19 protein-coding genes are annotated in these 22,063 nt (G+C 75.4%); 8 read left to right on the forward strand and 11 right to left on the reverse strand.

Features of this window, described 5'->3' with window-relative positions; translation table 11 throughout:
* Positions 1-82 precede the first annotated feature (82 nt).
* On the forward strand, positions 83-946 hold the full coding sequence (locus tag BX266_RS31915) for an LLM class flavin-dependent oxidoreductase (RefSeq protein ID WP_099905566.1): 864 nt from the start codon (positions 83-85) through the stop codon (positions 944-946).
* Between the two features lie 228 nt (positions 947-1,174).
* Here the strand turns inward: BX266_RS31915 and BX266_RS31920 are convergent, their stop codons facing one another.
* Complete coding sequence (locus BX266_RS31920) at positions 1,175-1,834, reverse strand: NADPH-dependent F420 reductase (RefSeq protein ID WP_099905568.1); 660 nt, start codon at positions 1,832-1,834, stop codon at positions 1,175-1,177.
* A gap of 74 nt (positions 1,835-1,908) precedes the next feature.
* On the opposite strand from BX266_RS31920, the gene BX266_RS31925 reads away from it, so the two are divergent.
* Positions 1,909-2,271, forward strand: coding sequence for a helix-turn-helix domain-containing protein (locus tag BX266_RS31925; protein WP_099905570.1), 363 nt, complete (start codon positions 1,909-1,911; stop codon positions 2,269-2,271).
* The gene (locus BX266_RS31930; protein WP_099905572.1) at positions 2,268-2,537 is read left to right on the forward strand and encodes a hypothetical protein; all 270 of its coding nucleotides are present in this window, start codon (positions 2,268-2,270) and stop codon (positions 2,535-2,537) included. The genes BX266_RS31925 and BX266_RS31930 overlap by 4 nt, the downstream gene beginning before the upstream one ends.
* A gap of 166 nt (positions 2,538-2,703) precedes the next feature.
* Here the strand turns inward: BX266_RS31930 and BX266_RS31935 are convergent, their stop codons facing one another.
* Both BX266_RS31935 and BX266_RS31940 read right to left on the reverse strand, forming a co-directional pair.
* Positions 2,704-3,420: a hypothetical protein gene (locus tag BX266_RS31935; protein ID WP_099905574.1), complete on the reverse strand. Its 717-nt coding sequence runs from the start codon at positions 3,418-3,420 to the stop codon at positions 2,704-2,706.
* A gap of 237 nt (positions 3,421-3,657) precedes the next feature.
* Positions 3,658-4,371 (reverse strand): MBL fold metallo-hydrolase, encoded by a 714-nt coding sequence (locus BX266_RS31940; protein WP_099905576.1) that lies wholly within the window; start codon positions 4,369-4,371, stop codon positions 3,658-3,660.
* Between the two features lie 121 nt (positions 4,372-4,492).
* Between BX266_RS31940 and BX266_RS31945 the strand changes: the two genes are divergently transcribed.
* Positions 4,493-4,903: a hypothetical protein gene (locus BX266_RS31945; RefSeq protein WP_099905578.1), complete on the forward strand. Its 411-nt coding sequence runs from the start codon at positions 4,493-4,495 to the stop codon at positions 4,901-4,903.
* Between the two features lie 16 nt (positions 4,904-4,919).
* Here the strand turns inward: BX266_RS31945 and BX266_RS31950 are convergent, their stop codons facing one another.
* The 5 genes from BX266_RS31950 to BX266_RS31980 form a co-directional block, all read right to left on the reverse strand.
* A complete protein-coding gene (locus tag BX266_RS31950) occupies positions 4,920-7,262 on the reverse strand; it encodes an excinuclease ABC subunit UvrA (RefSeq protein WP_099908537.1) in 2,343 nt (780 codons plus the stop codon).
* Between the two features lie 119 nt (positions 7,263-7,381).
* A complete protein-coding gene (locus tag BX266_RS39020) occupies positions 7,382-10,318 on the reverse strand; it encodes an ABC transporter substrate-binding protein (protein WP_180290691.1) in 2,937 nt (978 codons plus the stop codon).
* Positions 10,319-10,438: 120 nt separating this feature from the next.
* A complete protein-coding gene (locus BX266_RS31970; RefSeq protein ID WP_099905580.1) occupies positions 10,439-12,067 on the reverse strand; it encodes a PP2C family protein-serine/threonine phosphatase in 1,629 nt (542 codons plus the stop codon).
* A gap of 147 nt (positions 12,068-12,214) precedes the next feature.
* Positions 12,215-13,348, reverse strand: coding sequence for a PleD family two-component system response regulator (locus BX266_RS31975; RefSeq protein ID WP_259464955.1), 1,134 nt, complete (start codon positions 13,346-13,348; stop codon positions 12,215-12,217).
* Between the two features lie 228 nt (positions 13,349-13,576).
* Positions 13,577-14,173, reverse strand: a complete 597-nt coding sequence (locus BX266_RS31980) for a histidine phosphatase family protein (protein WP_099905585.1) — start codon at positions 14,171-14,173, stop codon at positions 13,577-13,579.
* 246 nt (positions 14,174-14,419) lie between these two features.
* On the opposite strand from BX266_RS31980, the gene BX266_RS31985 reads away from it, so the two are divergent.
* A complete protein-coding gene (locus BX266_RS31985; protein WP_099905587.1) occupies positions 14,420-14,632 on the forward strand; it encodes a CbtB-domain containing protein in 213 nt (70 codons plus the stop codon).
* A gap of 24 nt (positions 14,633-14,656) precedes the next feature.
* Positions 14,657-15,403: a CbtA family protein gene (locus tag BX266_RS31990; RefSeq protein ID WP_099905589.1), complete on the forward strand. Its 747-nt coding sequence runs from the start codon at positions 14,657-14,659 to the stop codon at positions 15,401-15,403.
* Positions 15,404-15,589: 186 nt separating this feature from the next.
* Here the strand turns inward: BX266_RS31990 and cobF are convergent, their stop codons facing one another.
* The gene (gene cobF / locus BX266_RS31995; RefSeq protein WP_099905591.1) at positions 15,590-16,351 is read right to left on the reverse strand and encodes a precorrin-6A synthase (deacetylating); all 762 of its coding nucleotides are present in this window, start codon (positions 16,349-16,351) and stop codon (positions 15,590-15,592) included.
* A 198-nt stretch (positions 16,352-16,549) separates the two neighbouring features.
* On the opposite strand from cobF, the gene BX266_RS32000 reads away from it, so the two are divergent.
* A complete protein-coding gene (locus tag BX266_RS32000; RefSeq protein WP_259464956.1) occupies positions 16,550-18,058 on the forward strand; it encodes an FAD-binding oxidoreductase in 1,509 nt (502 codons plus the stop codon).
* 238 nt (positions 18,059-18,296) lie between these two features.
* Here BX266_RS32000 and BX266_RS32005 read toward each other — a convergent pair whose 3' ends face one another.
* The gene (locus BX266_RS32005) at positions 18,297-19,571 is read right to left on the reverse strand and encodes an esterase (protein WP_099905596.1); all 1,275 of its coding nucleotides are present in this window, start codon (positions 19,569-19,571) and stop codon (positions 18,297-18,299) included.
* A 245-nt stretch (positions 19,572-19,816) separates the two neighbouring features.
* Here BX266_RS32005 and BX266_RS32010 point away from each other — a divergent pair, with 245 nt between their 5' ends.
* Positions 19,817-20,356, forward strand: coding sequence for an EF-hand domain-containing protein (locus tag BX266_RS32010; protein ID WP_099905599.1), 540 nt, complete (start codon positions 19,817-19,819; stop codon positions 20,354-20,356).
* Between the two features lie 200 nt (positions 20,357-20,556).
* On the opposite strand, the gene BX266_RS32015 is transcribed toward BX266_RS32010, so the two are convergent.
* Positions 20,557-21,732 carry an MFS transporter gene (locus BX266_RS32015; RefSeq protein WP_099905603.1) on the reverse strand — a complete coding sequence of 392 codons (1,176 nt, stop codon included), beginning with the start codon at positions 21,730-21,732 and terminating at the stop codon, positions 20,557-20,559.
* Between the last annotated feature and the right edge of the window lie 331 nt (positions 21,733-22,063).

Genomic DNA, 22,063 nt, shown 5'->3' on the forward strand with positions numbered 1-22,063 from the left:
TTGCCAACCGGGGTGGCCCTCCATATCGTACCGGTCAGCAAGTGGGGGGCCACCCCGCTTCGCGGGTCGGGAGGGGAAGCGGATGCAGCGGGACGGGGTGCCGACGCTCGGGCGGGTCGGAATCTGGGCGGCCACTTCGGACGACCGGCCGGTGGCGGAGCTTCGGCGGGCTGCGCTGGAGGCGGAGCAACTCGGCTACGGGGCGCTGTGGTTCGGCGAGACCGGCGGGCGGGAGGCGATGGCGCAGGCGGCCGTGCTGCTCGGTGCGAGCAGCCGGATCACCGTGGCCTGCGGCATGGCCGACGTGTACGCACGGGACGCCGTCACGGCGGCGGCCGGGGCGCAGACGCTCGACGACGCCTTCCCGGGGCGGTTCCTCACCACGCTGTGGGAGAGCCACCCCGATCTGGTGGGCGGTGTGCGGGGGCACGCGTACCAGCCGCCGGTGGAGAAGATGGCGGCGTACCTGGACGGCATGGCGGCCGCACCGGTCGGGGCGGGCGCGCCGCGGCTGGTCTCGGCGTTGAGCACCGAGATGCTGGAGCTGGCAGCCCGGCGGGCGGACGGCGCGCTGGTGTTCGGCCTGCCGGTCGAGTGGACGCGGCGCGCGCGTGAGGGGCTGGGCGCCGAACCCGCCTTGGCGGTCGTCCAGTTCTGCGTGCTGGGCTCGCCGGACCAGGCCGCCAGGATCGCCGCCGCGGCCCTGCCGAACCGACGGCACCTGCTGGCGGAGGCGGGGTACCGGCAGGTGGACGCCCTCAGGCCGCCGGTCGTCGACGCGCTGGTGGCGCACGGCGGAGTCGCGGAGGTCGCCGCCCGGGTGCGCGAGCAACTGGCCGCCGGGGCCGACCACGTGGCGCTGCACGTCACCGCGCCGGCCGGCGGCGAAGGGCTGCCGTTCGCCGCCTGGGCCGAGCTGCGGGCCGAACTGGGCTCGCTCGACTGAGGGTTGAAGGTGAAGGCGGTCATCGGGGCGGATGTGTGGACGGTTCGTGGAGGTTCGCCGGGCGGGCCGGATGTGGTGCCCTGCCGGGAGGCGTGGGGTGCGGGGGTAGGTGCTTTGTCGCTCGGGCCGAGTGAACGTGGGAGGCGCGGACGGTTCGTGGAGGTTCGCCGGGCGGGCCAGGGGCGGTGCTCCGTCGGGAGGCGTGGGATGCGGGGGCGGCTTGCCCGGTCATGGTGCTTGCCGGGCGGGGCCGGTGGCGAAGGCGAGTGGGGGCGCGACGGCCTGGGCGTCGGCGCCTTCGCCGACCCAGAGGCCGATGAAGAGGGCGGCGGTGGCCTCCAGGAGGCCGGCTCGGTCGAGCGGGCCCGCGTGGACGGGGGTGCAGCCCAGGTCGCGGACCAGCTGGTCGGCCCGGGCCAGGGCGGTGGGGTGGTCGGCGCAGAGCGGGACGGCGAGCGGGCGGCCGTCGAAGACCGGCGGGTGCATCCGCCAGACGTCGTGATGGCAGAGGTTGAAGCCCTTGACCACCTGCGTCTCGGGTGCGGCGGCCGCCAACTGCTGCGCGGCGGACGGGCCTTGGCCGGTGAGCAGGCGGAAGCCCGGGCCGACCGGGTTGGTGCAGTCGATCAGGGTGCGGCCGGCCAGTTCGGCCCGCAGGCCGCCGACGACCTCGGCGGCGACGGCGAACGGCAGCGCGGCGAGGGCGACTTCGGCGTGCTCGGCGGCCGCCCGCAGGTCGGTGGCGGCGGCACCGTGGCCGATCCGGTCGGCCAGGCGGCGGCCCTTGGCGACGTCTCGGCCGCCGATCACCACCTGATGGCCGGCGCGGGCCCAGTGGGTGGCCAGCGCGTCGGCCATGTTGCCGGTGCCCAGGATGCCGATCCTCATCAACTGACTCCTTCGTCCGTGTGTTTGGCGGGTCGACTCCGAGCCTAGGGAGCGGGTCGGGCACCATTCGGTACGTGACCACCGACGCCTACCTCGCCGACTGCCGGGCCCGCCTCGCCTTCGACCTGCTCTCCAACACCTGGAACGCCGTGCTGCTGTGGGCGCTTCGCGACGGCCCGCAGCGGCCGGTGGAGCTGCGCGGGCGGATCGGCGGGATCAGCTCCAAGGTGCTGACCGAGACGCTGCGCCGGCTGCAGGCCAGCGGCCTGGTGGAGCGCCGCCCGGGAACGTCCGCCGGCACCGGAGTGGCCTACGAACTCACGGACCTGGGACGGACGTTGCTGCCGCCGATCGAGGCGTTCGGGGTGTGGGCGTTCGAGCACGGCGACCAGGTGATGGCCGCTCAGGAAGCGGCCGGGGAGGAGGGGGAGAGGTGACGGAGCAGCAGCACGGGCCGGAGCGGATCGAGGAGTGGCTGACGGCCGTCGCCGACGGCCGGGTGGACCGGGACACCGCGGACCGGTGGGCGGCCCGCCGGGTGCTCGACGAGGAGCTGAGCTGGGACGAGGCGTCGTGGCGGGCGCTGCAGCAGCTGCACGGGATCGACCTGCGGCACGGCCCCGGCGAGCCCTACCTGCACGACGCGGAGCAAGTACGGGAGTGGGCGGCGCAGTTGCGGCAGAGGCGGGCCGTCCGGCGCTGAAGGGGCCTGATCGGGGCCGGCCCGGAAGCGGCACAGGTCGGGGCCCGGGGCGCCACCGCTCAGCGCCTTCGTGCCGCTGCTGACCGGCGAGTTCACCCGCCAGGGCACGACCGTGGTGGGCGGTGGCGGCGTGGCCGGCGACGCAGCGGGGTGACCTGCGCCGGACTCACGGGCCGGAGGGGAGGACGGCCACGGAGGCGGAGACCGTGTGCAGCCGGACGCGGTGGGCGGAGTCCGGGCTGCTGGGCAGGCCGATGCGGACGTCGGCGGAGGTCTGCTCGGAGGTGAAGGCGTAGGCGTCGGACGGCAGTCTGAGCGTGAGTGAGGCCGAGGTCGAGTCCACGGACAGGTCGTCGGGGGCACCGGCGAAGCCGAGGTCGGCGCTCCCGGACCGCACGGACACCGACGCACGGGCCGGCCGGAGGTCGACCGCCGTGCACCGGACCGAGGCCAGCGACAGGGTGAGGTCGCCCCGGAGGCCGGAGAGGGCGATCTCGCCCGATTCCTGACGGACGACCAGGTCCGCCCCGGCCGGAACGCCCAGTCGCAGCAGCCCGTCGCACCGCGGGGCCGGGTCCGCGGCGGCAGGCGCACAGGTCACGCGGGTGGTTCCCTCGGCGGTGACCGCGTCGAGGGTGACGGCGTCGAACGTCGCACCGGCGGTCGGCAGGTACTCGGCCGTGACGCGGGAGGTCGGCGATCCGGTGATCTCCACGCGGCCCGACACGTTGTCCACCAGCAGGGTCCGCGGACCGTCCGCCAGGAGCTGCGGGCCGGACCGGACCGTCCGGGTCGCCCACGCCGGGGCCGGCCGGGCGGTGTCCCGGTCGGCGACGACCGTCGCGCACACGGCGGCGACGGCCAGCACCACGGCGACCGCCACCGTGCCTTCCCACCGCCGCCCCGGGGCCGGGCCGCGGGGCGGCGCCGCGGGCGGTGGCGGGACGACCGGCCGGGGCGGGGCCACTGGCCGGGGCGGGGGCGCGGACGGCGACCTGACGGGCTCACTCATGCCGGGCCGTCTGCCCCGATGCGGCGTCCCCACGCCTGCGACGGCCGTGGCCGCCCCCGGCTGCCGGAACCGACGGGCAGCAGCCCCGTCGGGTGGCGACCGGCGCCGTCAGCCGGCGTCGGCGCGGACCGCGGCGGCGAGGTCGGCGGGGGAGCCGTGCCACGGGGTGCCGTGGCCGGGGAGGACCCAGGACGCCTTGAGCTCGGCCAGGCGGTCGAGGGAGGCCAGGGCCACGGCGGGCTCGTCGGTGAACGGGGCCGGCTGGGGGCCGGTGCGGCCGGTGAGGACATGACGGGTGGTCAGCGCGTCGCCCACGCAGACCGCCTCGACCGTCGGCAGGTGGACGGCGACGCTGCCCGGCGAGTGGCCCGGCATGGCGAGGATCACCGGGCTGCCCGGCAGGTCGAGGACGTCGCCGTCGGCGACCTCGGTGACCTCGGTGAGGTACTGCGCCTTCAGGCCGTTCTTGCGCAGCGCGTACCAGAAGAAGCCGAGCGCCGGAAGCAGCCGCATCGGACCCGTCGGGGTCTTGGGCTTCTCGCCGGTGCGGGCGCGGTGCGCGTCCGCGCTGTGCACGTACACCGGGACGCCGTGCTCGCGGCGCAGCCGCTCGGCGAAGCCGATGTGGTCGCTGTCGCCGTGGGTGAGGACCAGGCCGCGGATGTCGGCCGGGGTCTTGCCGAGGGCCCGCAGCTCCTCCTGGAGGTCGTTCCAGTGGCCGGGGAGGCCGGCGTCGACCAGCGTGATGCCGTCCGGGGTGTCGAGCAGGTAGCTGGACACCACGTCGTTGCCGAGCCGGTGCAGCTGCGGGGCCAGTTCCATGGAATCACTTCCGTTACGTGGCAAGGGCGTTGGGGCAGGTGTGAGGTGAGTGGCGCGGTGCGCTGCGTACGCTAATGAGCCGCGGTGGCCGCGGTCAATCGCGAGGGTAGGCTTCCGGAGCATGTGCTACCACGCGTTCAACGGCGCGCTCCGCCACTACGTCTGCGTGACCTGCCGGCTGTCGTTCAAGGCCAGCACCTGGCCGATCCGGAAGCGGGTCTGCCCCGGCTGCCGGGGCGAACTCGCCTACGCGGGGTACGACTTCGCCGCGCCCCGGCGAACCGACGGCAAGGCCTGGTCGGTGGTCGCCGCGGTGCTCGCGGAGGGCCTGTCCTACGACCACCGGCCGGGCTGCGGCTGCACCAGGCTCCCCTCGTACCGGCCCCGGACCAGGGCGCAGCTGCGGGTGCGGCGGCGGGCGGCCGAGCGGCTGGGCGTGCCGCTGTCGGTGACGCTGGCCCGCCGCGACGCGTCCACCCCGGAGAGCCGCGACGAGCGGCCGGCCGACGCCGGACGCAGCACTACCGGCTGAGGCGGGCACGCCCGGGCTACCGGGGGACCGGCAGGCCGAGGCGGGCGGCCAGGTACGGGGCGGTGGGGCTGGCCGGGGTGGCGGCCAGCCGGTGCGGGGCGCCGGTGGCCAGGAGACGGCCTCCGGCGTCGCCGCCGCCGGGGCCGAGGTCGATGAGGTGGTCGGCGCCGGCCAGCAGGTCGAGGTCGTGCTCGGCGAGCAGGACGGTGGCGCCGGCGTCGACCAGCCGGTGCAGCTGGGCGGTGAGGGTCTCGCTGTCGGCGGGGTGCAGGCCGGTGGTGGGCTCGTCCAGGAGGTAGAGGGTGTCGCGGCGGCGGGCGTGCTGGAGTTCGGCGGCGAGCTTGACGCGCTGGGCCTCCCCGCCGGAGAGCTCGGGGGCGGGCTGGCCGAGACGCAGGTACCCGAGGCCGACCTGCTGGAGGACCGTCAGGACGCGCGCGGCGGGCGGCACGTCGGCGAGGAAGGCGGCGGCCCCGTCGACGGTCAGTGCGAGGACGTCGGCGATGGTGGAGCCGCGGTAGGCGATCTCCAGGGTCTGCGGGTTGTAGCGGCTGCCGTGGCAGTCGGGGCAGGGGCTCCACGCGGTGGGGAGGAAGAGCAGTTCGACCTCGATCGCGCCCGCTCCCTCGCAGGTCGGGCAGCGCCCCGCCGCGACGTTGAAGGAGAACCGGCCCGCGCCGTAGCCGCGCGACCGGGCCTGGTCGGTGGCGGCGAAGAGTCTGCGGACGGTGTCCAGCAGGCCGGTGTAGGTGGCCAGGTTGGAGCGCGGGGTGCGGCCGAGCGGCGTCTGGTCGAAGGTCACCACCCGGGCCACGGCGGGGTCCTGGGCCGCGGCCTCGGCGGCCGCGGCGAGCAGGGTGGTCTTGCCCGCGCCGGAGACGCCCGTGACGGCGGTGAGCACGCCCAGCGGCACGTCCACGTCGAGGCCGCGCAGGTTGTGCCGGGTGACGCCGCGCAGCCGCAGCACGCCCGAGGGGGTGCGGCCGCGGGAGGGCGGCGGGGGCGGCGGGTCGAACAGGAAGCGGCGAGTGGCCGAGGCGTCCACGGTGCGCAGGGCGTCGACGGGGCCGCTGTGCAGGACCCGGCCGCCGCCGGCGCCCGCGGCCGGCCCGACGTCCACCAGCCAGTCCGCGCCGCGCACCACCGCCATGTCGTGCTCCACCACGAACACCGAGTTGCCGGCCGCCCGGAGCTCGGTCAGGACCTCGCGCAGCGCCTCGGTGTCGGCCGGGTGCAGGCCCGCCGACGGCTCGTCCAGGACGTACACCACGCCGAACAGCCCGGACCGCAACTGGGTGGCCAGGCGCAGGCGTTGGAGCTCGCCGGTGGAGAGGGTGGGGGCGGCCCGGTCGAGCGACAGGTAGCCGAGGCCGAGCCGTTCCAGGGCGGCGAGGCGGTCGGTCAGGTCGGCGGTGATCAGCCCCGCCGGGCCCGGGTCGGCGGTGAACGGGCGCAGCAGCGCGGCGAGCCGGGCGGCCGGCAGGGCGGCCAGGCCGGTGATGCCGAGCCCGGCGAAGGTGACGGCGAGGGCCTCGGGCCGCAGCCGGTGCCCGCCGCACACCGGGCAGGGGGACTGCGCCAGGAACGCGGCGGCCTTCGCCCGGGACGTCTCCCTTCGGGACTCGGAGAACGCCTTCAGCACCAGGCGGCGCGCACTGCTGTACTTGCCGCGGTACGGGCGCTGGACCCGGCCCGGCTCGCGCTCCGGATGGACCGTCACCACCGGCTGCTCGTCGGTGAACAGGATCCATTCGCGGTCCTCCGCGGGCAGCTCCCGCCAGGGCCGGTCCAGGTCGTGGCCGAGCGCGCCAAGGATGTCCCGCAGGTTCTTGCCCTGCCACGCCCCCGGCCAGGAGGCGACCGCGCCCTGCCGGATGCTCAGCGAGTCGTCCGGCACCAGCGAACGCTCCGTCACCCGGTGCAGCACGCCCTGCCCGTGGCACTCCGGGCAGGCGCCCGCCGGGGTGTTCGGCGAGAACGCGTCGGAGTCCAGCCGGGCCGCGCCGGGCGGGTAGTCGCCGCAGCGCGACAGCAGCATCCGCAGCAGGTTCGACATGGTGCTGATGGTGCCCACCGAGGAGCGCGAGGACGGCACCGAGCGGCGCTGCTCCAGGGCGACCGCGGGCGGCATCCCCGTCACGGCGTCCACCCGCGGCGCCTCCACCTGCCGCAGCAGGCGGCGGGCGTACGGCGACACCGACTCCAGGTACCGGTGCTGGGCCGCCGCGAACAGGGTGCCGAACGCCAGCGAGGACTTCCCCGACCCGGACACGCCCGTGAACGCCACCACCGCGCCGCGCGGCACCGCCACCGTCACGTCCCGCAGGTTGTGCACCCGCGCCCCGCGCACCCGCACCATGCCGTCGTCGAGGTCGCCGCTGCCGTGGATCCCAGTGCCGCTCACCGGGTCACGCTAACCCGCCGTCAGGAACCGGGGCGGGCGGCACGCCAGGCTGCCGGCGGGCGACCGACGCGCCGTCACTTGCCGTCGGAGACGCCCAGCGCCTGCAGGTCGACCGCGCCGAACGCGTCGGTGACGTAGACGTTGGTCAGCCGCGCGCTGCGGTAGTTGAGGGCGCGGGTGGCGACGATCGGCAGGTAGTAGGCGCCGTCGGTGACCTTGTGGTTGACCTGCCGGTAGTAGTCGGCGGCCGTGGCCCGGTCGGTCTGCTGGGCGGCCTGGTCGAACCAGCCGTTCACCTCGGGGTCGTTGACGCCGGGGAAGTTGTAGTTGCCCGAGTCGCGGATGTGGCGGCCGTCGGTCAGCTCCTGGAGGAAGGCGCTGCCCGCCGGGAAGTCCGCGCCCCAACCGGACATGATCAGCCCGTAGCCCTTGGACTTGACGGTGCTCGGCGACCCGATGGTGCGGGACACCTGCGCCGCCTCGAAGGTGTCGACGGTGACGTCGATGCCGACGGCCTTCAACGAGCTCTGCAGCGCCTGTGCCGCCGCCTGCTCCTTGGGGTTGTTGGCGCGGGCGGCCAGCGTGACGGCGAACCCGTCGGGCTTGCCGCAGGCCGCGAGTTCGGACTTGGCCTTGGCCTGGTCGGCCCTGCCGTCCTTGAGGCCGTACGGGTCGTAGTCGTCCCATCCGGTGACGGTCGGCGGCAGCATCGAGCCGACCAGCTGGCCGGACTCCGGGCCGCCGCGCGCGGTCTGCAGCGCCGTGGTGTCCGCGGCGTACAGCACGGCGTTGCGGCAGTGCTGGTTGTCCAGCGGTGCGACCGCCGGGACCAGCGCCACGTAGCGCAGGATGCCGGTCGCCGGGTCGTCGGCCTTCGCCTTCAGCGCCGGGTCGGCCAGCACCTTGGCCCGCGCGGCGGGCTGCAGCCCGGCCTGCGAGAGGTCGAGGTCGAAGTCGCCCGCCAGCAGCCGGGCGTCGACGTCGTCGGCACTGCTGCTGACGGTCAGTCGGATCCGGTCCGGCAGCGCCTTGCGCAGCGGGTCGCCGGCCTGGCTCCAGGACGGGTTGCGCTCCAGCTCGTAGCTCTTGCCGACCTGCACGGTGCGGAACCGGTACGGCCCCGAGGAGACCGGGTGGTCGCCGTACTTGTCCCGGGTGTCGGACGCCTTCGGGACGGGCGCGGTGGCGCCGAGGGTCAGCAGGTACGGGAAGTCGACGTTCGGCTTGGCGAGCGTGAAGACCAGGGTCAGGTCGTCCGGCGTCTGCACCGACTTCAGGCCCAGCTTGTCCGGGGCGGAGTCGGTGTACGGGCCCTGGTAGCCCTGACCCTGGTCGAGCTCGTCGACCAGCAGCGTGGGCCCGCCGAACAGCACGTCCTGGGCGAACGACCGCTCGATGCCGTACTTCACGTCCTTCGAGGTGATCGGCGTGCCGTCCTCGAACTTCAGCCCGGCGCGCAGCCGCACCGTGTACGTCCTGCGGTCGGCCGAGAGGCTCGGCTGCGCCGACGCCAGGTCCGGCACCACGGCGACGCCCGCCTGGCCCGGCTTGCCGTCGTAGGCGAACAGGGTGCGGGCGTAGAAGCGCTGGAAGTTCCAGGCGTAGCCGTAGTAGGCGCGCGCCGGGTCCAGCGAGTCCAGGTCGGTCGGGGTGCCGAGGTTGAGCGTGCCGCCCTTCTTCTCGGACGGGTTCAGCACCTGGCCGACCGCCGCGTTGTACGCCGCCGTCGTGGTCGTCCCGACACCGTCGTTCGAACGTGGCGAGGAGGAGGCGCTGCTGCCCCCGCCGCCCCCGCCGCCGCCCGGGTCGTCCCTGTTGTTCAGCAGGTTCGCCACCAGGACGGACGTCGGCACCACGGCGACGAGCACGCCGATCGCACCGAACAGCATCGTGCGGCGCCGCCTGCCGGGGCCGTTCGCGGCGACCGGACGGTCCGTCAGGACGGGGACCGGGACGGGGGCGTGCGGCGGCGGATGGACGGCGTACGGGTTCGGGAACGGGGTGGGGGAGACGTACGGGTTCGGGGTGTCCACCGGGACCGGCATCGGCGTCGGGGCCGGTCCCGGGGCTGGGACAGGGGTGGGCGTCGAGGTCGGGACGGGCGGCGGCGTGGTGGGCGCGGGCGGCACGGGGGCGGCGTCGCGGACGGTGTCGCTGTGCGGCGGGGCGGGCGGGGCCGCGGGCGCCGCCGGGGCGGCCCGGACGGCCGTCAGGAGGCGGGTGGTCTGCTCGGCGGTCAGCCGCTGCGCCGGGTCCTTCACCAGCAGGCCGAGCAGGGCCGGACCGAGCGGCCCGGCGAACCGGGCCGGGCGCGGCGGCTGGGTCAGGATGGCCACGTAGAGGGCCGTCAGGGTGGTCGCGGCGAACGGGGCTTCGCCCTCGACGGCCGTGTGCAGGGTCGCGCCCAGCGACCACAGGTCGCTCGCCCGGGTGGCCGGCTTGCCGTCGAGCTGCTCCGGGGCCATGTAGGCGGGCGTACCCAGCAAGGTCCCGGTGCTGGTCAGCGACATGGTGGCGTCGGCGATGCTGGCGATGCCGAAGTCCGTGAGCACCACGCGGTTGCCGCTGAGCAGGATGTTGTCGGGCTTCAGGTCCCGGTGGACCACGCCCGCGGCGTGCGCGGCGGCCAGCGCGTCCAGCACCGCCAGGCCGATCGCGGCGACCCGCGGCGCGGGCAGCCGGCCGTGGTCGCGGACGGTGGCGGCCAGCGAGGTGCCGACCACGAACTCCATCACGATCACCGGGGCGCCCTCGTGCTCCACCACGTCGAACACCGTGATGATCCCCGGGTGGTTCAGCCCCGCCGCGACCCGGGCCTCCCGCATCACCCGCTGGAGCAGCAGCTCCCGCTGCTCCTCGTCGAGCCCGGCCGGGAACAGGATCTCCTTGACGGCCACTTCGCGGTGCAGGGTCTCGTCCCGCCCCCGCCAGACCCGGCCCATGCCGCCCCGCCCGACCGGCTCGATCAGCCGGTACCGCCCACCGATCAGCCTGCCGTCCGCGTCTGTCACGGCGCACAGGATATCGGCCTCCGCGGGCCGTCCGGGCGACCATGATCTGTTCGTGACCGGCAGTTGACAGGTGCTCAGGAACCGCCGGCAGCGGGCCGTGCACCCCGCCGGGCCGCCGGGTCAGCCCGCGGCCGGGAGCAGGGTGGCGGCGAGGACGGAGACGTCGTCGCGGTCCCAGTCGATGCCGAACTCGTCGACGGCGGCCAGCAGGGCGTGGACGGCCTCGGCGGGGGTCCGGCCGGCCAGCGCGGCGAGGACCTCGGTGACGCGGTGCTCGCCGAAGTCGTCCAGCCCGCCGCGGCCCTCGGTCAGGCCGTCCGTGCAGAGCACCAGCAGGTCACCCGGGGAGAACGGGGTGCTGCGGGGCCGCCAGTCGTCCGGGTCCGGGGCGAGCACCGGGTGGACCAGCGGGCCGCACGGGGCCAGGCGTTCGACGGCGCCGCCGGCCCGCAGCAGGAACGGCTCCTCGTGGCCGGCGTTCACCCAGTGCAGCAGGCCCCCCGCCGGGTCGAGGACGGCCACCACCAGGGTGGTGAAGCGTTCCTGTTCCGGCCCGGGCTCGGATCCCGGCTCCCGACCGGGCTCGGGGCCGTACTCGTGCTCCAGCGAGTGCCAGGCGCCGAGCACGGCCGCCGCCGGGCCGAGACCGGCCCGCAGCGCCGAGTCCACCACGCTCTTCAACCGGACGGCCAGCAGGCCCGACTCGACGCCGTGGCCGGACACGTCGCCGAGGAACACCGCGGTCGCACCGCCGGGCAGCGCCAGCACCCCCAGGTAGTCCCCGGCGATCAGCCCGTCCGCCGCCGCGACCTCGCTCGCCGCCGCCACCCCCGGCCCCGGCCGCCCACGGACCGTCAGCGCCCGGTGCACGCCCCGCACGCAGGGCCCGTTCTGCAGCAGCGCCTCCTCGCCGCGCCGGGCCTGCCGCTGCGAGTGCCGCAGCCGGGCCCGCACCCCGTCCGCCTCCTGGGCCAGCCGCGCCACCGGGCCGGGCGGGCGGGCCGAGGCCGGCACGGGGAGGGCGTACAGGCCCGCCTCGGCCACGCCGGGGTCGACGTGCCGGTCCTCGGCCCGGCGGTCGTCGGCCAGCCGCAGCTGCTCGGAGATCGTACCGAGCGGCATCAGCACCCGGCGGTCGATCAGCCGCGCTCCGACCGCCGTCGCCACCAGTACGGCCACGCACAGCGCCAGCACGTACCAGAGGATCGCCGTCCCGCTCTGCGCCACCTCGTGCTGCGCGCGCTCCACCTCGCCGCGCAGCAGCGTGCCGACCACGGAGAGCCGGCCGTGCACCTCCGGGTACTGCGGTGCCTGCGCGGGCGGTTCGTCGGTCAGCGCGGGCTCGCAGTGCCCGGAGTAGGTGCCGACGGTGCTCGGCGAGCCGGCCGCGAACCAGTCCGCGGCGATCCGGTCGAACTCCGTCACGGCGGCGGTCACGGTCGCGGAGATCGCCACCTGGCGGCGCAGGTCCGGCAGGTGCACCACCAGCCGGTAGTGGGCCTCCTCCGCGAGCGCCTGCCCGGGCGGCCCGACCAGGCAGGCGGCGCGGGCGTCGGCGATCGCGTCGTCCAGCCTGGAGACCGTGTCCTGCGCCGGGTTCCAGTGCCGGGACAACTCGTTCACCGCCCGGTCGTGCCGCCGCTCCAGGGCCAGCCCGCCCAGCGCCACCAGCACCGCGAGCAGCACCGTGACAGCGATCGCCGCCAGGCTCGGCGACCTCAGGCGGTCGACGAGTCGGCCTCGGCCCACGGCGGCACCTCCCCGGCACGGCGCTCGGACGGACGTCCCGCCGGGCGGCGGGGCGCCCCTCAGTGTTCCCGTCCCGGACCGCGACACGCGGGCGCGCCGCCCGGCCCACCTGAACAGCGCAGCCCGGACGGGTGAGGTGAGGGGGCGTCAGCGGCGGTGGCGGCGCTCGCGGTGCAGCTCGACGAAGACCGCGACCTTGGCGCGCAGCGCCCAGGGATCGACCGGCTTGGGGATGAAGTCGACCGCACCGGCCGCGTAGCCGCGCATCGAATGGTCGGGGTCGCTGCCTATGGCGGTGACGAAGATGATCGGGATGTCCCGGGTGCGGGCCCGGCGCTTGATGTGCGCGGCGGTCTCGTAGCCGTCCATGCCGGGCATCTGCACGTCGAGCAGGATGACGGCGTAGTCGTCGGGGTCGAGCAGGGCGCGCAGCGCGTCCGGGCCGGAGGCCGCGGAGACCAGCTCGTGGCCGTGCAGCCCGAGGACGGCCTCCAGCACCAGCAGGTTCTCCGGCCGGTCGTCGACCAGCAGCACCTTCGGCGGCGGACCCGGATCCGGGCGGGTGACGGTGCGGGCCGGCGGCGCGGCGGCGGCGTCCGCGCCCTGCTGCTGCTCCACCAGGAGGAGCTGGCGCTCCAGCAGCGCGCAGCGCGCCTCGGCGAGCGCGGCGTGCTGCCGGGCCAAGTCCAACTCCTCTGACAGTCGGGCGACTTCGACGGCGAGCGCGTCACGTTCGGCGAGCAGTGCCGGGCCGGCGGCGCTGTGGCCTTCGGCGTTGCGCTGGGCAGCTGGGTCGCCCCCGAGATCGGCCTCCAGCCGGTTCAGCCGCCCCTCCAGGTCGGCGATGGACTGCCGGGTGTCGTCCAGGGCGTGGTCCAGCTGCTCCTCGCGGGCCCCCGCCTGGCGGGCCTCCCGGTCGGCGGCGTGCAGCTGGCCCTCCAACTGCTGGACGGCCCGCCCGATCGAGGCGCTGGTGCGCAGCGCCGCCCGGTGCTGGTGCTGCAGGTGCGCGCGGGCCTGCTCGTCCAGCCGGACGGCGTGGTCGTCGGCGAGGTTGCGCAGCAGCTCCTCGACGAACTCCCACGGCGCGATGCGGCTGCCCGCCAGGTACCGGGACAGGGTGCCGGGGTTGAGGTAGCAGCGGCTGGCGTACCGGCGCACCGACACCCCGAGGCCGAGGAACAGGCCGCGCAGCGCCTCGGCGAACTCCCGGCACTCCCGGTTGAGTTCGGGGTCCAACGGCTGGAGCCCGCCGCGCCGGTCGGCCTCGGCGGCGGTCACCGCCGTCGCCCCGTCGCCGACCCGCCAGTCGCCCGCGCCGACCCGCCCGCGGTCCGCAGTGCATGGCGCACCCGGTCCTCCACTCCGTCGTTCCGCGCCCGGCAGGTGCGCCGGGCGAAGTGCACAGCATGCCGCACCGCGGGGGAGTTGCGCGCGCCGCATCGGCCGACGGCGGGAAACGGAGACCATTCGGCAACGATCGCATCGTGAAGCGGAGTTGACGGACCGTCAGGGTGTAGCGGCGGAGCGTGAGGAGGGTCGGGCCGGGAGCGCGGAGCCGCAGCTCAGGTTCCAGCGTCCGGCGCGGCCGACCAGTGAGGTGAGGGTGAGCGGGGCGACGTCCAGCCGCCAGAACGCGGCGGCCGGCAGTGCGAGCGCATGCACCACGGCCGCGCGGACGGCGGCGGGCTCGGCCACCGCCAGGACCCGGCCGGAGTCCGCGGGCAGCGCGTCCAGCCAGCCGCCGACCCGGGTGCACAGGGCGGCGACGGACTCGCCGCCGGGCGGGGCGAACGCCGGGTCGGAGAGCCAGGCGGCGACCGACTCCGGTGCGGCGGACGCGAGTTCGGTCAGCGGCCGGCCGCGCCACGCTCCGGCGTCCAGGTCCGCCAGGGCCGGCTCGACGGTGGCGGCGGCCAGGCCCAGCGCCTCGGCGGTCTGCCGGCAGCGCGGGGCGGGCGCGGACAGCCGCAGACCGGCCGAAGGCGCCTCGCAGGCGCGGGCCGGGGCCAGGTCGGCCTCGGTCAGCGGCCGTTCGTCCCCGAACCTGGCCTCGCGCAGTTCGGCGCCCAATGCGGGTGCGACCAACATCACCCGGACCGTCATGGTCCCTCCCTCGCAGCGATCATGTGTGTACGGATCGGTGCATCGCGTCCGCGCGCCCTTGGCGGGGCCCGCGCCGAACGGTACCTTCTGGGCGAACAACCCCATATCTGCGACGGTGCGTGGAAGTCCGGTGAGAACCCGGTACGGTCGCGCCACTGTGAACCCCGCTGAGGGGAAGTCAGACCCGCCTCCGTCGCCCCTGCTCCAATCGACCGGGACGCGAGTTCCCGCAAGGAGGTCCACGCCATGGCTCACCCCATCGCCCCCGCCGCCACGCCGGCCATCACCCCCCTCTCCATCAAGGCGATCGCTCCGTGGGCGGTCTTCTTCGGCATCCTGCTGCTCACCCTGCTCTACTTCGTCGGCGCCGAGCAGGGCGCCACCTCGCTGCTCTCCGGCGAGTCGGTGCACGAGTGGGTGCACGACGGCCGCCACCTGCTCGGCTTCCCGTGCCACTGACCCGGCCGGAAGCGAGCACCTGAGATGAACTCCCACACCGTCAGGAACCTCCTGGTCCGCGGCATGCTCGCGGGCCTGGGGGCGGGCGTCCTCGCCCTGATCGTCGCCTACCTGCTCGGGGAGCCCCGGGTGGACGCGGCGATCGCCTTCGAGGAGACCCACAGCCACGAGCACGGCGAGGAACTGGTCAGCCGGACCCTGCAGTCCACCGCGGGCCTGGCCACCGGCATCCTCGTCTACGGCCTCGCCCTCGGCGGGATCGCCGCCCTGGCCTACTGCTTCGCCCTCGGCCGCACCGGCCGCCTCGGCCCGCGCGCCACCGCCCTGCTGCTCTCCGGCGCGGCGCTGGTCGCGGTGTACGTCGTGCCGTTCCTCAAGTACCCGGCCAACCCGCCGTCGGTGGGCGACCCGGAGACCATCGGCAGGCGCACCACCCTGTACTTCCTGATGATGCTGCTCAGCGTGCTGCTCGCGGTGGCCGCGGTCGCCGGCGGCAAGCGGCTCGCCCCGCGGCTGGGCAACTGGAACGCCACCGTGACCGCCGTCCTCGGCTACGCCGCGGTGATCGGTCTCGGCTACGTCCTGCTGCCCTCGGTCAACGAAGTCCCCGGGGACTTCTCCGCCAGCCTGCTCTGGCAGTTCCGGATCGCCGCCCTGGCCATCCAACTCACCCTGTGGCTGGCCTTCGGCCTGATCTTCGGCCACCTGGCGGAGCGTCAGCTGCTGCCCCGGCCGGCCCGCACCCGCGAACCGGCCGCCGTACCCAACTAGCCGTCACCGAGCGGAGGTTCCCGGTCAGCGGGATCCGGCCGGTGCGATCCGGTCAGTGGGTTCTGACCAGTGATTTCCTGCCAGTGGCTTCCCGCCAGTGGTCTCCGTCGGCCGGTCGACGTCGGGGCTTGCAGCCTCGCGTCGACCGGCCGACGGCGTGATCGGACGACGGCGTTTCCGGCCCGGTCAGTCCTCAGTGCGGCGCAGCAGGTAGCTGTCCATGATCCAGCCCTTGCGTTCGCGCGCCTCGGCGCGCAGTGCGGCGATGCGGTCAGCCTGTTCGGCCAGCGGGCCGGCCACCAGGATCTCGTCCTCGGTGCCCAGGTACGCCCCGTAGTGGATGTGCACGCCCGCCGGGTCGATCTGCGTGAACGCGGCCTGCCCGTCCAGCATCACCACGGCGTCCTCCGCACCCGGACCGAAGCCCTCCGCGGCCAGCCGCCGCCCCGTGGTGATCCGCACCGGGCGGGCGGTCCGGGTGAGCGTGGTGCGGTGGCGGGCCGCCAGCACCGAGACGCTGCTGATGCCCGGGATCACCGCGTACTCGAACACGGTGCGCCCGCGGGCCAGGATCCGGTCCAGCACCGCGATCACGCTGTCGTACAGCGCCGGGTCGCCCCACACCAGCAGCGCCCCCGTCTCACCGTCCGCCAGCTCGTCGGCCACCGCCTGCTCGACCAGGTCCGCGCGCCGCTCCCGCCACTCCTCGACGGCCTCCCGGTACGCCGCCGTGCCGCGGTCCCGCGCCGGATCGACCAGTTCCACCACCCGGTGCCCGGGCCGCCCGTGCTCGGCGATCATGTCCCGCCGCAGCCGGATCAGGTCCTGCCGCTCCTCGGGCTTGTCCAACAGCAGGAACGCGTCGGTGCGGCCGATCGCCCTGACCGCCTCCAGGGTGAGGTGCTCGGGGTCGCCCGCGCCGATGCCGATGACGAGAAGGGTACGCATACCGGCGATTCTGCCCGGTCCGCCGCGCAGCACAAGGCTGACGGGGCGTCAGCGCGTGCGCCGGGTGTGCGCTGGGCCAAGAGACGGGGCCCGGCGGCAGCGGGCGGCGGGGTTGCGGCGCGGCGGCACGGGGGCGCGTGACGATCGGCGGACAGTGGCCCCGCACGCCGGTGCGGGGAGGAAGGGTGAGCCGTGAGCATGGATCGTCGTCGTTTCCTCGCCGCCGTCGGGGCTGCCGGTACGGGGGTGGTCGGTCTGGGAGCCGCGCCCGCGCGGGCGGCCGGAACGATCGGGGCGTTCCCCGCCCGGCAGCGCGGATGGCGGGCCGCGCCGCCCGACTGGCAGGCGCTGCGGGCCCGACTGGGCAGCCGGCTCGTGCTGCCCGACGATCCCGGCTACGGGACGGCGCGGCTGGGCTTCAACGAGCTGAACGACGGTCAACTGCCCGGCGCGGTCGCCAAGTGCCTCTCCGCCGACGACGTCCGGGCGTGCCTCGACGTGGCGCGCGGCCACGGCATCCCGATCGCCGCCCGCAGCGGCGGCCACAGCTACCTCGGCTACAGCATCCCCGACCGCGGCCTGGTGATCGACGTGCGCGGCATGGCCGGCGTCCGGGTCCGGCCCGACGGCACCGCCGAGGTCGGCGCCGGCGCCCGCCTGATCGAGGTGTACGCCGGCCTCGCCGCCGCCGGCCGCCTGCTGCCCGCCGGAAGCTGCCCCACCGTCGGCGTCGGCGGCCTCACCCTCGGCGGCGGCATCGGCGTCCTCGGCCGCAAGTACGGCCTGACCTGCGACCGCCTCGGCGCGGCCGAGGTCGTCACCGCCGACTCCTGCCTGCGCACCGCCTCGCCCGAACAGGACTGCGACCTGTACTGGGCGCTCCGCGGCGGCGGGGGCGGCAACTTCGGCATCACCACCCGGTTCGCCTTCGACACCGCGCCCGCACCCGACCTCACCGTCTTCGTCCTCGCCTTCCCCGCCGGCGCCGTCCCGCAGGTGCTCGGCGCCTGGCAGCAGTGGGTCGCCGCCGCGCCGTTCGAACTGTGGGCGTCCTGCCAGATCGCCGGCGGCACGCCGCCGAGCTGTCGGATCGTCGGCTGCTGGGTCGGCGACCCGGCCGGTGCGAACCAGCAGATCGACCGGCTGCTGCGGGCCGCCGCCACCACGCCCACCAGCCGCACCGTCGCGCCCAAGGACTACCTCGCCGCGATGAAGTTCATGGCGGGCTGCGCCAACGACACCATCGCCCAGTGCCACCCCACCTGGGAGGGCGGGCGGCTCACCCGCACCGGCTTCGTCGCGGTCTCGCGGATGTTCGGGCCCGGGCCGCTCGACCCGGCGAAGGTCACCGACCTGATGGACGGCCGCACCGGCGTCGACCTGCTCCTCGACTCGCTCGGCGGGGCGGTCGGCGAACTCGCCCCCGACGCCACCGCCTTCCCGCACCGCCACTCCCTCGCCAGCGCCCAGGTCTACGCCGGGGCGACCGCCGCCACCGCCCCGCAGGTCCGGGCGACCGTGGACGCCGTCCGCGACGGCCTCGCGGAACTCGGCGCACCCGGCGCGTACGTCAACTACATCGACGACACCCTCCCGGACTGGGGCCGCGCCTACTACGGCGACAACCTGCCCCGCCTTCAGCAGGTGGCCCGCCAGTACGACCCGGACGGGGTGTTCGCCTTCCCGCAGTCGGTGACCGCCGCCTGACGGCCCGGGCGGGAGCCGCGGGCGAGCGGGCGGCTCCCGCCGGGTCTTGCGGAGGGATAGGGGAGGACGGGGTGTTGGGCTTTCCCCGGTCGGATCTCGCGGGGCCGTGGGCGTTGGGTGCGGGTGGCTCCCGCCGGGCTCTGTGGAAGGGGGAGGAGAGGCCGGGGTGTTGATGCTCGCCATGCCCGGGGTCTCGCGGAGACGCGGTCGAGGGGGCGGCTCCCGCCGGGGACGGGGGTCAGGGGGTGTAGGTCATCTCGGGGTAGCGGGGGGAAGGGCCGTCGAGGAGGTGGTCGTTGTGGTTGCGGAGCCAGCGGTCGAAGAAGGAGGCGACGTAGGCGCGGGTGGCGGACTCGGCGCGGGTGGGCGGGACGGTGCCGAGTTCGGCTCGGAGTTGGTCGGGGGTGAGGGCGCCCTGGGCGGCGAGTCGGGGGAGGAGGGATTCGGCGTCGGTGTAGGAGCCGTGGCGGGAGCCCTCCAGGGTGACGTCGGCGTGCCAGCCGGTGCTGTGCCGCCAGAGGGCGTCCCAGCCGGGTTGGGCGTGGTGGTCGCCGGAGTCCTCGGAGCGGGTGCCCATCAGGAGGAAGGGCCGGTCGAGGCCGTCCTCGGCGAGGGTGGGGAGGAAGACGCCGGTGCCGTCCGGGCCGGGGAAGTGGAGCTGGCCGTCCAGGTCGACCCCGGCGGCGATCCGCGGGTCGTCGTGCATGGTCTGGAGCGCGGTGAAGCCGCCCGCCGAGTGGCCGGCCATGCCGACCCGGGTCAGGTCGAGCGCGCCGGACAGCCCGGCCGGCAGCCCGGGGGCGCCCGGGCAGGCCAGGCGGTCGAGCACGAAGCGGGTGTCTTCGACCCGGGCGGCCATCGACCTGCGGAGCACCGCGCCGATGTCCAGGTCGGGCCGGCCGAGCATGCCGGGCAGCACCGAGGTGGCCAGCCGCCCGTCCGGGAACGCGACTTCGGACGCCTCGTAGGTGTGGTCGATCGTCACCACCACGTAGCCGCGCGAGGCCAGGTCCTCCACCAGCGCGGTCCCCCAGGTGCGCGGGTCGCCGAGCCCCGCCGAGTACAGCACCACCGGTCGCGGCCCGCCGGGCAGCACCGGCGCGCCGGCCCGGGCGTGGGTGCGGACGCCCGACCAGCCGGTGCTGCCCGGCGTCACCCCGTAGTTGATCAGGCCGACGCCGTCCGGGCCGCCGAAGTGCGCGCCGGCGGCGGGTTCCATGTACGGGGCGCGCCCACCGGGGGCGGTGCGCACGGCCGGGTACCAGAAGCTGATCATCAGCTCGCGCGGCTGCCCGGCCGCCCACGGGTCCTGGCGGGACGGGTCGGTGAGCCGCAGCGAGGCCGTCCCGATCGCGTACGGCCCGGTCGGTTCGGGCAGCGCTGCCCGCGCCTGCTGCCCGCTGCCGGCGGTGGGCGCGGGCGCCGCCGTCGCCGTCACCGGCGCGCACAGCGGCGCGAGCGCCGCCGACGCCGCCAGCAGTGCCGCCGCCACGACCCGTCCCCGACTCCCCATCGGAATGCCTCCTCGTCCTCGACCGCCTCGACGAGCAGCACCGTACGGGCCCGAACGGGTCGGCGGCGTCATACCCCGGAGCCAAGTGGGCGGGTAGTACCGCGGTATGACACCCAATCAGGTGCCGTACGCCCCGGCAGGCGTGCGCGGTGGCGGGGAGCGCCGGACGCGCTCCCGTGCGCCGTTGGGGCGGCGGCCGCCGTGGACAGGATGCTCCGCAGCACCCCCGGAAGAGAGGCACCGCCGTGGCCAACGAGTTCCAGCGCACCAAGATGACCGCCATGTTCCAGGCGTTCGACGCCGACGCCAACGGCCACCTCGACCAGCACGACTTCCGGGCCCTCGCCGACCGATGGCACGCCGTGCCCCGGGTGGCCGCGGACCCGGAACTCGCCGTCCGGGTCGAACGCCTGATGCTCGGCTGGTGGGACCTGCTCTCGGCGGCCGCCGACGCCAACGGCGACGGCAGGGTCGACCTCGACGAACTGCTCGCCATGGTCGACCGGCTGCCCGAATTCCGCGACACCGTCACCGCGACCGCCGACACCGTCTTCGACGCCGTCGACGAGAACGGCGACGGCCGCATCTCCCGCACCGAACACCGCCACCTGGTCGACGTCTGGCACGGCCGACCCACCGAGACCGCCGACGTCTTCGACCGCCTCGACCAGGACGGCGACGGCTACCTCAGCCGCCCCGAGTTCCGCGAGCTCTGGGCCCAGTTCTGGATCAGCGCCGACCCCGCCGAACCCGGCAACCTGCTCTGCGGCCCGCTCCCGGTCTGAACGGGGAGCGGCAGAGGAAGTAGGTGGCGAGCGGGGCCATGCGGGCGGTGAAGGCCAGCCCGGCGTTCGGACGGCCGAGGGGGTGTCGAGCGGCCTGAACATGGGTGCTCACGCCCGGGGGCGGCGGGGCGGGTAGGCGGCGAGGACGGCTATGCGGCTGGTGGAGGGCACGGCGGCGCGAGCGGGCTGGGCGTGGGTGTTCACTGTCGGGACCGGCGGAGCAGGTAGGCGCCGGAGGCGGCCGCGAGGAGGGCCATGCAGGCGGTGAAGACCAGGCCGGCGTGGGGGAGGCCGAGAGGGGTGTCGAGGAGGCCGACGCCGATGACGGGGATGGAGATGCCGAAGTAGGCGACGACGAAGAGGGCGGAGAGGACGCCGCCGCGGTGGGCGGGCGGGGCGGCGGCGGCGACTTCGCCGACCGCGCCGCGCAGGGCCATGCCCTGGCCGGCGCCGCCGACCAGGGCGGCGAGCAGCAGCGGGGCGAGGGTGTGGGTGGAGAGGGAGACGGCGAGCAGGGCCAGGCCGAGGATCAGGACCAGGCAGCCGAGCGGGATGGCGCGTTGGGCGCCGAGGCGGGGAACCAGCAACTGGCCGACGGTGGAGGCGAAGAAGGCGGAGCAGACGATCAGGCCCACCGCGGCGTGGTTGTGCACGTCCAGGTCCTCGGCGAGGAACGCGGGAGTGACGGAGGTGAAGACGCCGAGCAGCGAGAAGCCGGCGAAGGCGGCGATGCCGGCCGGCACGAAGACCCCGCGGACCTCCGGCGGCAGCGAGGGGCGGCGCGGGCGGGCGGTGCGCAGCGGCGACGCGCCGGCGACGGTCTCGGCCAGCGCCCAGGTGATCGCGAAGGAGGCGGCGAGCAGCACCAGGTGCACGATGAAGGGCAGTTTCAGCGGGGCGGGCGCGTACTGCGCGAGCAGGCCGGCGAGCAGCGGTCCGCAGCCGAGGCCGCCCATGTTGGCGGCCGTCGCGACGAAGCCGGCCCGGGCACGGCGCTCGGGCGGGGCGAGTTCGAGGACGTACGCGGTGGCGGTTCCGGTGAACAGGCCGGCGGCGAAGCCGGAGAGCAGGCGGCCCGCGCACAGCCAGGCGAGGCCGTCCTCGGCGAGGAAGGCGACCGCGCTGGCCGCCGCGCAGGCCAGGCCGCAGAGCAGGACGGGTCGGCGTCCGACGGCGTCCGAGACGTTGCCGAACAGCAGGAGCACCCCGATGACGCCGAAGGCGTAGATCGCGTACACCACCGTCACCATCAGCTCGGAGAAGCCGAGTTGTTCCTGGTAGAGCCCGTACAGCGGGGTGGGCAGCGTGGTTCCCGCCATGCAGACGGCGAACGCGGCCGCCGCCCCCAGGTAGCCGCGGTGCTGACGATCGGTCATCCGCCCACCGTAGGCACCCCGGTGCGGCGCGGTGCGCCCCGGCGGGGCCGACTACGCCGGACGGGGCGCCCACGGTGGGCGGGGCGGCGGCCGGTCGGGCCCTCGACCGAACGGTCGGCGCCGGAACGTGCGTGCGGGGCGAGGGGGTTCGGTGAACATGACGTGGGAGATCGGTGGGGAGGGGTTTCGGCCAGGCCATCCGCGGGCTCCGGCGGGCGGCCAGGGTCGATGCCCGCGGCGGGTCGGATCGTCCGCGCCAGTGGCGCAAAGCGGCTCTTGCGGCAGTAGTCGACCGGCCAGCAGCATGCACTCTCGGTGATCACGGGCGCAC

Source organism: Streptomyces sp. TLI_171 (assembly GCF_003610255.1).
GTDB lineage: Bacteria > Actinomycetota > Actinomycetes > Streptomycetales > Streptomycetaceae > Kitasatospora.